This is a genomic window from Cognatiluteimonas sedimenti, from assembly GCF_022808325.1.
Taxonomy (GTDB): domain Bacteria; phylum Pseudomonadota; class Gammaproteobacteria; order Xanthomonadales; family Xanthomonadaceae; genus Cognatiluteimonas; species Cognatiluteimonas sedimenti.
Window position 1 is genome coordinate 1411644 of the sequence record NZ_JALGCL010000001.1, and the last position, 9896, is coordinate 1421539.

Sequence of the window (9896 nt, forward strand, 5' to 3'; positions counted from 1 at the left end):
AAAATGGCCGGGCACAACCCGGGGTTGCCCATGCCAGTTTCCGATGCCTCCGTGGCAGCGCCCGCCGCTGCCGCCACGCCTGCGCCGCGCGGTTACTACAACGACCATGTCGTGCGCCAGTTCGCGACGGCCACCATCTTCTGGGGCATCGTCGGGATGGCGGTGGGCGTGCTGATCGCGGCCCAGCTGTATTGGCCTGCGCTCAACTTCGACACCCCGTGGCTGACCTACAGCCGGCTGCGGCCGCTGCATACCAATGGCGTGATCTTCGCCTTCGGCGGCTCGGTGCTGTTCGCGACCTCGTTGTACGTGGTGCAGCGCACCTGCCATGTGCGGCTGGTCTCCGACAAGCTCGCGCAGTTCGTGTTCTGGGGCTGGCAGGCGGCGATGGTCGGCGCGGTGATCACCCTGCCGCTGGGCATCACCCAGAGCAAGGAATACGCCGAACTCGAGTGGCCGCTGGACCTGCTGATCGCGGTGGTCTGGGTCGCCTACGGCTGGCTGTTCTTCGGCACCATCGCCAGGCGCCGGGTCAAGCACATCTATGTCGCCAACTGGTTCTACGGCGCCTACATCATCGCCGTGGGCCTGCTGCACATCGTCAACAACATGGCGATCCCGGCCGGGCTGTGGAAGTCCTATCCGGTCTACAGCGGCGCGGTCGACGCGATGGCGCAGTGGTGGTACGGCCACAACGCGGTGGCGTTCCTGCTGACCGTCGGCTACCTGGCGATGATGTACTACTTCGTGCCCAAGCAGGCGCAGCGGCCGATCTACTCCTACCGGCTGTCGATCGTGCACTTCTGGGCGCTGATCTCGATCTACATGTGGGCCGGCCCGCACCACCTGCACTACACCGCGCTGCCGGACTGGGCGCAGTCGCTGGGCATGGTGTTCTCGGTGATCCTGCTGGTGCCGTCGTGGGGCGGCGCGATGAACGGCATCCTCACGCTCTCGGGCGTGTGGCACAAGCTGCGCACCGACCCGATCCTGAAGTTCCTGATCGTGGCGATCAGCTTCTACATGATCGCGACCTTCGAGGGCCCGCTGCTCTCGATCAAGACCGTCAACTCGCTCAGCCACTACACCGACTGGACCATCGGCCACGTCCATGCCGGCACCCTGGGCTGGGTGGCGATGATCTCGATCGGTTCGCTGTACTCGATGTACCCGCGCCTGCTCGGACTGTCGAAGATGTATTCGACGAAGTTGATCGACGTGCACTTCTGGCTGCACACGCTGGGCGTGGTGTTCTACATCGTCTCGATGTGGATCGCGGGCATCACCCAGGGCCTGATGTGGCGCGCGACCAACGCCGACGGCACCCTGACCTACAGCTTCGTCGAGTCGCTGGTGGCGACCTATCCCTATTACCTGGGGCGCTTGTTCGGCGGCCTGCTGATCCTGGCCGGCATGTGCCTGATGGCCTGGCACATGTGGAAGACACGGCAACAGGCGCGCGAGCTGGCGCCGGTCCCGGTGATGGCGCCCGACAGCGCCGAAGCGCTGGCCTGAGGACGCGCGCATGGGAATCGCACACGAGAAGCTCGAGAAGAACATCGGCCTGCTGGCGGTGCTGGTCGCGGTCGCGATCTCGCTCGGCGGCCTGGCGGAAATCGTGCCGCTGATGTTCCAGGCCGAGGCGATCAAGCCGCTGCCCGGCGTGACCCCCTACCCGGCGCTGCAACTGGCCGGCCGCGACGTCTACACCCGCGAGGGCTGCTACGGCTGCCATTCGCAGATGGTGCGCACGCTGCGCTTCGAGACCGAGCGCTACGGGCATTACTCGATGGCCGGCGAATCGGTGTACGACCGCCCGTTCCAGTGGGGCAGCAAGCGCACCGGGCCGGACCTGGCGCGGGTCGGCGGCCGCTACTCCGACGACTGGCACCGCGTGCACCTCACCGATCCGCGCGCGGTGGTGCCCGAATCCAACATGCCGGCGTTCCCGTGGCTGGCCGAGACCGCGCTCGACGGTGCCCAAGTGACGGCGCACATGCGCGCGCTGCAGCGCCTGGGTGATCCGTACAGCGACGAAGACATCAGGCAGGCGGCCGACGCGGTTTCGGGCAAGACCGAACTCGACGCGGTGGTGGCCTACCTGCAGGGCCTGGGCAAGCACGCGCCGCGGGGGAACTGAGATGCTTTCCGGGATCCTGACCCTGTTGCTGATGCTGCTGTTCCTCGGCGTGTGGGCGTGGTCGTGGCAGCCGCGCCATCGCGCGCGCTTCGATGCCGCGGCGCGACTCGCGCTGGACGAGGGTGAAACCGACATCGACGCCTCCACCCGGGAGCCGCAGTCATGAGCAGTGGCTGGTCCGCATTCGTCATCGCCCTGGCCGCGTTCAACATCCTGGGTTGCGCCTGGCTGTTGTGGTGGACGTCCAAGCGTCGCCCCGGCGACCCGAAGCCGGAGGACACCAGCCACTTCTGGGACGGCGACATCACCGAATACAACAAGCCGATGCCGCGCTGGTGGATCAACGGCTTCTACCTGGCGATCGCGTTCGGGATCGGCTACCTGTTCTGGTATGGCGGCCTCGGCAGCCATCCCGGGATCAGCGGTTGGTCCTCGCAGGGCGAGCATGCGCTGGACAAGGTCGCTGCCGACGCGCGCCTGGAGGAGACCTTCCGGCCGTACCGCGACCAGCCGTTGCCGGTGCTGGCGAAGGACCCGCAGGCGCTGGCGCTGGGGCGCTCGATCTTCGCCAACACCTGCGCCACCTGCCATGGCTCCTCGGCCCAGGGCGCGATCGGTTACCCCAACCTCACCGACGACATCTGGCATTGGGGCGGCGCGCCGGATCAGGTGCTGCAGACCGTGCTCGATGGCCGCGAAGGCGTGATGCCGCCGTGGGGCCAGGTGCTGACCGGCATGGGCGGCGACAACGCGGTCGACTACGTGGTCGCCTACGTGCGCGCGCTCGGCGACCCGGCGCGGATGAGCAACAACTTCATGGCCGCGCAGGGCAGGCAGCTGTACGACGGCGTCTGCGTCGCCTGCCATGGCAAGGACGGCAAGGGCAATACCGAGATGGGCGCGCCCGACCTCACCGACGACTACTGGCTGTACGGCAGCAGCCGCGACGCGCTGCGCAAGACGATCATCGATGGCCGCCACGGCAGCATGCCGGCGCACCGCGGGCTGCTTGGCGAGACCCGCAGCCGGCTGGTGGCGGCCTGGGTCTGGTCGCTGTCGCAACAGCAGCAACCGGCGGCGACTGGCAATGGCGCCGGCGAAGGCGCACCGTAGGCGCATGCCCGCCATCCTGCCGACGCCCGAATTCGACCACCCGCCGCGCCCAATGGTGCAGCGGGTTGGCGCGATCCTGTGGCCCAGCTTCTTCGCCGCCGGGGTCGCGACGATGGTGTTCTTCGCCTTCGTCGACCCGCTGGCGCTGCGCGACATGACCTTCCCGCACCTGGCGATCAGCCGCGGCACGGGCTACACCGTCGGTTTTTTCACCTTCTGGCTGGCGACCGCGTCGTCGAGCCTGTTCACCTGGATCCTGCTGCGGCCGTCGAGCCGCTTCAACGGACCCGGCTCCCGGTAGCAAGGCGTCATGAGCAAGCCCATCGACATCGACCTGCTGGACTCCGGCGGCGACTCGCTGTACGTCAGCGAGCGCAAAGTCTATCCGCGCGACGTTTCGGGACGCTACGACCGCCTGCGCAAGCTCGCGGTGTTCTGGCTGCTGGGCATGTACTACGTGTTCCCGTGGCTACGGTGGGATGGTCGCCAGGCAGTGCTGTTCGACCTGCCGGCGCGCAAGTTCCACGTCTTCGGCCTGACTTTCTGGCCGCAGGATTTCAGCCTGCTGGCGCTGTTGCTGATCATCCTCGCGCTGACCCTGTTCTCCGTCACCGCGCTGGCCGGGCGGCTGTGGTGCGGCTACGCCTGCCCGCAGACGGTGTGGACCGAGTGCTTCCTGTGGATGGAGCGCTGGACCGAAGGCGACCGCGCCAAGCGGATGAAGCTGGACGCGGGCCCGTGGAACCGCGAGAAGATCCTGCGCAAGGGCAGCAAGCACATCCTCTGGTTCGTGTTCGCGCTGTGGACCGGCTTCACCTTCGTCGGCTTCTTCACCCCGATCGTGGGCCTGTGGGCACGCGCCTGGCCATTCGACTGGAATGGCTGGGAAAGCTTCTGGGTGGGGTTCTACGCGCTGGCCACCTGGGGCAACGCCGGCATCCTGCGCGAGCAGGTCTGCAAGTACATGTGCCCGTACGCGCGCTTCCAGAGCGCGATGTTCGACCGCGACACCCTGATCATCGCCTACGACCCGATGCGCGGCGAGCCACGCGGCCCGCGCAAGCGCGGCCTGCCGAGCGTCCTGGAGCGCGCCCGCGGCCTGCTCGACCCGCGCACCGCCTACGACTACGTGTTCCGCGCCAGCCGCCATCCCAGCGCGGCGGCGAACAGGTTGCAGGCGGCCGGCACGATCATGCTTGGCGACGCCGGCGCCCTCGGCGAAGCCGCGCCACTGCCGAAGTTCGCGTTCGAGGACCTGGGCGACTGCATCGACTGCACCATGTGCGTGCAGGTGTGCCCGGTCGGCATCGACATCCGCAACGGCCTGCAGTACGAGTGCATCGCCTGCGGCGCCTGCATCGACGCCTGCGACGACGTGATGGACAAGATGGGCTATCCACGCGGGCTGATCCGCTATTCCACCCAGAACGCGATCGACGGCAAGCCGACCAGGGTCACGCGACCGCGGATCCTGGTATACGGCGCGATGCTGCTGGTGCTGGTCGCGGGCTTCGCCTGGGGCATCGCCGCGCGCAGTCCGCTGATCGTCGACGTGCTGCGCGATCGCAACGCGCTGTACCGCGAAACCGCCACCGGCATCGACAACGGCTACACCCTGAAGCTGGTCAACAAGACCGACCGCGCCCAGGCCTACACCGTGCGCATCGAATCGGCGGCCGGCCTGCAGTTGCGCGGCGGCCCGCGCCTGCCGGTGCACGCCGATGCGCAGCAGGTGCTGTCGCTGCCGCTGGAAGTCTCGGCGCCAGGCACGCTGCGCGGGCGCCAGGCGCTGCGGTTCGTGATCGAGGCCGATGACGGCAGCGCCAGCGACACCGTCGACAGCAACTTCTTCGGACCGATGTAATGGAAAGCAAGCACGACGCTCCCGGCAACGCCGGTTCCTCGCCCTGGCGCCAGCCGGTCGTCTGGCTGGTGTTGGCCTTGGTGGCCGCGGCCGTCGTCGGCAGCGTGGTGATGCTGATCGTGGCCGGCGATGGCGCCAGCGACGCGGTCCCCGACCATGTGCAGCGCACCGCCGGCGCCCAGGTCGCCGACCTCGGCCCGGATGCGATGGCGCAACAGCGCCAGCTGAGCGCGATCGTGCGCATCGACGCCAGGCGCGGCGTGGTGCAGGCGGTCCCGGTCACCGGCAGCTTCGACCGCGGCGCGCCGTTGCGGCTGGCCCTGCACCACCCGGTGCGCGAGGCCGACGACCGGATGCTCGAGCTGCAGCCTTCCGCCATCGGCTGGGAAACCCGCGCGCGCATCGACGGCGGCCACGACTGGAACCTGCAACTGGCGCCGGCCGATGGCCACTGGCGCCTGCGCGGCCGCCTGCCGAAGGCACAGCTCGCCGCACGCGTGGCGCCGGCGCTGCAGGCGCCGTAAACGTGCCCGCGCCGGGCTGCTTCCACTGCGGCGAAGCGCTGCCGGATCTGCCCGCGCGCCTGCTGCTCGACGGCGAGCGGCGCGAATTCTGCTGCAGCGGTTGCGCCACGGCCGCGCAATGGATCCGCGACGCGCGCCTGGACGACTACTACCGGCTGCGCAGCCAGCCGGCCTCGCGGGTCGGCACCGACAGCCCGGACCTTGCGGCCTGGGATCGCGAGGAACTGCTCGCCGGCCACGCGCGCGATGTCGTGATCGACGGCACCCCCGGCCGCGAGATCACCGTGCTCAGCGACGGCATGCATTGCGCCGCCTGCGCGTGGCTGGTCGACCGCGCCCTGCAGCGCGACGCCGGCGTGCTGGAGACCAGCGCCAACGCGGTCACCGGCCGCATCCGCATCGCCTGGGACCCGCGACGCACGCCGTTGTCGCGGCTGCTCGCGCGGCTGGCCGCGCTTGGCTACCGGCCCTACCTCGCGGCGGGCGAAGAGCGCGAACGCGAGCGCCGCCGCGAGCGCAACCGCGCGCTGCTGCGGATCGGCCTGGCCGGCCTGGGCGCGATGCAGGCGATGATGTTCGCCGAAGCGCTGTACCTGGACACCAGCGGCAGCATGCCGCTGCCCACGCGCGATTTCTTCCGCTGGCTGACCTTCCTGGTGTCGACCCCGGTGGTGTTCTATGCCGGCTGGCCGTTCCTGGCCGGCGCCTGGCGCGAACTGCGGCTGCGCCGCCCCGGCATGGATACCCTGGTCGCCGGCTCGACCCTGCTCGCGTACTTCGCCAGCGTGGTCGGCACCGTGCGCGGCAGCGAGCACGTGTGGTACGACGCCGCGGTGATGTTCGTGTTCCTGCTGCTGGTCGCGCGCCAGCTCGAACAGCGTGCCCGCGGCATCGCCAGCGCCCAGGTCGATGCGTTGGCGCGCGCGCGCCCCGCGTTCGCCACCCGCGAACGCGCCGACGGCAGCCGCGAATCGGTGCCGCTCACCGCGCTCGCGGTCGGCGACATCGCCTGCGTCGCGGTCGGCGAACCGGTACCCGCCGACGGCGTGCTGCTTGATGGCGAAGCACGGTTCGAGGAGGCGTTGCTGACCGGCGAATCCAGCCCCGTGCCCAAGCGCGGCGGCGACCCGGTGTTCGCCGGCACCGCCTGCCGCGAGCATGCCGCGCGCCTGCGGGTCACCGGCGTCGGCGCCGATACCCGGCTGGCACAGCTTGTGCGGCTGGTGGAACAGGCGCAGGCGCACCGGCCGGCACTGGCGCGCAGCAGCGAACGCATCGCCAGCCGCTTCGTCGCCGGGCTGGCGGTGGCCGCGGTGCTGGTGTACGCGGGCTGGCGCCTGCACGATCCGTCGCGCGCCTTCGAGGTCACCCTGGCGTTGCTGGTGATCAGTTGCCCATGCGCGTTGTCGCTGGCCGTGCCGGCCGCGCTGGCGGCGGCGCATGGCGCGCTGGCCCGGCTGGGCGTGCTGGCGGTGCAGCCCGAGGCGCTGGAGCGGCTGGCGAATGCGACCGACGTGGTGTTCGACAAGACCGGCACGCTCGGCGATGGTCGGCCGCGGCTGCAGTCGGTGGACCAGCTCGATGGCCTCGATGCCGAGCAGGCATTGCGGATCGCCGCGGCGCTGGAACGCGACAGTGGCCACCCATTGGCGCAGGCCTTCACCGACACGCCCGGCAACGGGCTGGCGGCCAGCGGCCTGCGCGCGATCGCCGGCCAAGGCATCGAAGGCATGGTCGAAGGCGGCCTCTGGCGCCTCGGCCAGGCCGCGTTCGCGACCGGCGCGCCGGACGACGGCGGACTATGGCTGGCGGGCCCGGGTGGCCGCGCCCGCTTCACCGTCGCCGAAGGCGAACGCCAGGATGCCCGCAGCGCGATCGCGGCCTTGCGTGCGCAGGGCCTGGTCGTGCACCTGTCCAGCGGCGACGGCGATGCCGCGGTGCGGCGCTTCGCCACCGGACTGGGCATCGCGCACGCGCATGCGCGGCAGTCGCCGGCCGACAAGCTCGCCTATGCGCGCGGCCTGCAGGCCGACGGGCGGGTGGTGGCGATGGTCGGCGACGGCCTCAACGACGCGCCGGTGCTGGCCGGCGCCGACGTCTCGCTGGCGATCGGCGATGGCGCCGCGCTGGCGCAGCGCGCCGCCGACCTGGTGCTGGGCGGGCGCTCGCTGCTGCGCGTGCCCGATGCGATCGCGGTCGCGCGACGGACGCGCACGATCATGCGCCAGAACCTGGGCTGGGCGACCGCGTACAACCTGCTGGCGCTGCCGCTTGCCGCCGCAGGGCTGGTGACGCCCTGGCTGGCGGCGCTGGGGATGGCGCTATCCTCGCTGGTGGTCACCGCCAATTCGCTGCGCCTGGCGCGGATGCGTGCACGATGAACATCCTGTTGCTGCTGATCCCGCTGAGCCTGCTGCTGATCGGGGTGGCGATCGCGGTGTTCGTGTGGGCGGTGCGCCGCGGCCAGTTCGACGACCTCGACACGCCCGCGCTCGACATCCTGCGCGAGGACGAACACGACCGCCCGCTGCGGCAGGAAGCTCCTCCGCCCGCGGACCCCCGCGATGCCGATTGACTGGCTGACCCTGGGCGCGGCCTGGCTCAGCGGGCTGCTCGGCGGCGCGCACTGCGCGGCGATGTGCGGCGGCATCGCCACGGGTTTCTCCGCGCTGTCCCCGCGCGGGGGATGGTGGCGCGCGCTGCAACCCAACCTCGGCCGCGTCCTCGGCTACACCCTCGCCGGCGCGATCGTCGGCGGCGTCGGCCACGGCCTGCTGGACCTGGCGCGCGTGCAATGGCTGGCGTGGGCGCTGCGCGCCGCGGTCGGCCTGGTGCTGGTGCTGGCGGCACTGCGACTGCTCGGGCTCGGCCGGCACCTGGGATTCAGCGCCACCACGGGTGCTCGGCTATGGCAATGGCTGCGGCCCTTGCAGCGGCGCCTGTTGCTGGCCAGCGACAGCAGCGGCAAGCGCATCGCCCTGGGCATGCTGTGGGGCTGGATGCCGTGCGGACTGAGCACCACCCTGCTGGCCGCCGCCTGGTTCCAGGCCGACGCCCGCAACGGCGCGTTGACCATGGCCGCCTTCGGGCTCGGGACCATGCCGTTGATGGTGCCGCTGACGTGGTCGGGCGCACGCCTGGGCCAGCGCCTGCAGCGCGGCGGCTGGCGCATTGCGGCGGGCCTGCTGGTGCTGGGTGCGGGGCTGGTGGTGATCGCGGCGCCCTGGCTCATGCAGCAGCCGGCCCTGCACGGGATCCTGGCCGCGCTCGGCTGCCTGCCCCGGCATTAGATCGCCTCGAGATCGACGCCTTGCCCCAATACCAGGCCGGCGCCGGGCGGCCTGCCGGCCCCGTCGCCCCTCCGGAGGGGGGCCAGGACGCAGCCAGCCTGCCCGACAAGCCCGTTCAGGCTGGATGTTGCACCGCACCAAACTCCGCGCTATGCTGCAACGCACAAAACCGGCAATCCCTGCCGGGCACCGCAGGAAAACCGCCATGTACCAGATCAACGAGCAGTTCGCCGCCGCGACCCGCCAGTTCGCCGACAACGCCACCCAGGCCAACCGCCTGGCCCTGGCCAATGCCGAGCAGGTGTTCGGCCTGCAGCTGGCCAGCATCGAGCAGAGCGTCAACGCCACCTTCGCCTTCTGGGGCGAGCTGGCCGAAGTGCGCGACGCCGACGGCTTCAAGGCCGTGTGGCCCAAGGGCGTGCAGGTTGCGCGCGAGAACGTCGAGCGCGCCGTCAGCACCGGCCAGGAAGTCATGGGCCGCACGCTGAAGACCAACGAAGCCATCGGCCAGCTGGCCAAGGGCCAGTTCGAAGCCGCCACCGCGCAGGTCAAGGCCGACGTGGAGAAGGTGGTCAAGGCCGCCAAGGCGAAGTAATTGCGTTGGGTTCGACGAGGCCGGAATTTCCGGCCTTGCGGGCCAACCTCCCCGCGTTGACGAAGGCCCGGCAGCTCGCGCTGCCGGGTTTTTTTATGCGCAGCGCCATGTCTTCGGCTGGCAGCGGCGCCGGATGCGGATATCCGTCGGGCGCCGGATGCGGATATCCGTCGGGCGCCGGATGCGGATATCCGTCGGGCGCCGGATGCGGATATCCGTCGGGCGCCGGATGCGGATATCCGTCGGGCGCCGGATGCGGATATCCGTCGGGCGCCGGATGCGGATATCCGTCGGGCGCCGGATGCGGATATCCGTCGGGCGCCGGATGCGGATATCCGTCGGGCGCCGGATGCGGATATCCGTCGGGCGC

Annotated in this window: 12 protein-coding genes; 11 read left to right on the forward strand and 1 reads right to left on the reverse strand. The window is 70.5% G+C overall.

The annotated features are described in order from the left end of the window. Window positions 1-51: 51 nt before the first annotated feature. From ccoN to MQC88_RS06700, 11 genes are all read left to right on the forward strand, one after another. Complete coding sequence (ccoN, locus tag MQC88_RS06650) at window positions 52-1515, forward strand: cytochrome-c oxidase, cbb3-type subunit I (RefSeq protein WP_243320135.1); 1464 nt, start codon at window positions 52-54, stop codon at window positions 1513-1515. 10 nt (window positions 1516-1525) lie between these two features. Next, on the forward strand, window positions 1526-2140 hold the full coding sequence (gene ccoO, locus MQC88_RS06655) for a cytochrome-c oxidase, cbb3-type subunit II (RefSeq protein ID WP_243320137.1): 615 nt from the start codon (window positions 1526-1528) through the stop codon (window positions 2138-2140). A gap of 1 nt (window position 2141) precedes the next feature. Next, a complete protein-coding gene (locus tag MQC88_RS06660; RefSeq protein ID WP_243320139.1) occupies window positions 2142-2306 on the forward strand; it encodes a CcoQ/FixQ family Cbb3-type cytochrome c oxidase assembly chaperone in 165 nt (54 codons plus the stop codon). Then, the gene (ccoP, locus tag MQC88_RS06665) at window positions 2303-3253 is read left to right on the forward strand and encodes a cytochrome-c oxidase, cbb3-type subunit III (protein ID WP_243320141.1); all 951 of its coding nucleotides are present in this window, start codon (window positions 2303-2305) and stop codon (window positions 3251-3253) included. Before MQC88_RS06660 ends, ccoP begins: the two co-directional genes overlap by 4 nt. A 4-nt stretch (window positions 3254-3257) precedes the next feature. After that, window positions 3258-3554: a hypothetical protein gene (locus tag MQC88_RS06670; RefSeq protein WP_243320142.1), complete on the forward strand. Its 297-nt coding sequence runs from the start codon at window positions 3258-3260 to the stop codon at window positions 3552-3554. A gap of 9 nt (window positions 3555-3563) precedes the next feature. Further along, a complete protein-coding gene (locus MQC88_RS06675; RefSeq protein ID WP_243320143.1) occupies window positions 3564-5117 on the forward strand; it encodes a 4Fe-4S dicluster domain-containing protein in 1554 nt (517 codons plus the stop codon). After that, entirely contained in the window at window positions 5117-5641 is a 525-nt protein-coding gene (locus tag MQC88_RS06680; RefSeq protein WP_243320145.1) for a FixH family protein, read from the forward strand. Before MQC88_RS06675 ends, MQC88_RS06680 begins: the two co-directional genes overlap by 1 nt. Window positions 5642-5643: 2 nt before the next feature. Then, a complete protein-coding gene (locus MQC88_RS06685; RefSeq protein ID WP_243320147.1) occupies window positions 5644-8022 on the forward strand; it encodes a heavy metal translocating P-type ATPase in 2379 nt (792 codons plus the stop codon). Further along, window positions 8019-8216 (forward strand): cbb3-type cytochrome oxidase assembly protein CcoS, encoded by a 198-nt coding sequence (gene ccoS / locus MQC88_RS06690; RefSeq protein WP_243320149.1) that lies wholly within the window; start codon window positions 8019-8021, stop codon window positions 8214-8216. The genes MQC88_RS06685 and ccoS overlap by 4 nt, the downstream gene beginning before the upstream one ends. Then, on the forward strand, window positions 8206-8931 hold the full coding sequence (locus tag MQC88_RS06695) for a sulfite exporter TauE/SafE family protein (protein ID WP_243320151.1): 726 nt from the start codon (window positions 8206-8208) through the stop codon (window positions 8929-8931). Before ccoS ends, MQC88_RS06695 begins: the two co-directional genes overlap by 11 nt. A 205-nt stretch (window positions 8932-9136) precedes the next feature. Beyond that, on the forward strand, window positions 9137-9526 hold the full coding sequence (locus MQC88_RS06700; RefSeq protein ID WP_243320153.1) for a phasin family protein: 390 nt from the start codon (window positions 9137-9139) through the stop codon (window positions 9524-9526). A 93-nt stretch (window positions 9527-9619) separates the two neighbouring features. Here MQC88_RS06700 and MQC88_RS06705 read toward each other — a convergent pair. Next, on the reverse strand, window positions 9620-9896 hold a 277-nt coding region (locus tag MQC88_RS06705; protein WP_243320155.1), incomplete at its 5' end, for a hypothetical protein.

Coding starts and splice junctions, on each gene's coding strand:
- MQC88_RS06675 (WP_243320143.1), top strand. CDS start 3,564: ATGAGCAAGCCCATCGACATCGACCTGCTGGACTCCGGCGGCGACTCG.
- MQC88_RS06700 (WP_243320153.1), top strand. CDS start 9,137: ATGTACCAGATCAACGAGCAGTTCGCCGCCGCGACCCGCCAGTTCGCC.
- ccoP (WP_243320141.1), top strand. CDS start 2,303: ATGAGCAGTGGCTGGTCCGCATTCGTCATCGCCCTGGCCGCGTTCAAC.
- MQC88_RS06670 (WP_243320142.1), top strand. CDS start 3,258: ATGCCCGCCATCCTGCCGACGCCCGAATTCGACCACCCGCCGCGCCCA.
- MQC88_RS06660 (WP_243320139.1), top strand. CDS start 2,142: ATGCTTTCCGGGATCCTGACCCTGTTGCTGATGCTGCTGTTCCTCGGC.
- ccoO (WP_243320137.1), top strand. CDS start 1,526: ATGGGAATCGCACACGAGAAGCTCGAGAAGAACATCGGCCTGCTGGCG.
- MQC88_RS06695 (WP_243320151.1), top strand. CDS start 8,206: ATGCCGATTGACTGGCTGACCCTGGGCGCGGCCTGGCTCAGCGGGCTG.
- ccoS (WP_243320149.1), top strand. CDS start 8,019: ATGAACATCCTGTTGCTGCTGATCCCGCTGAGCCTGCTGCTGATCGGG.
- MQC88_RS06680 (WP_243320145.1), top strand. CDS start 5,117: ATGGAAAGCAAGCACGACGCTCCCGGCAACGCCGGTTCCTCGCCCTGG.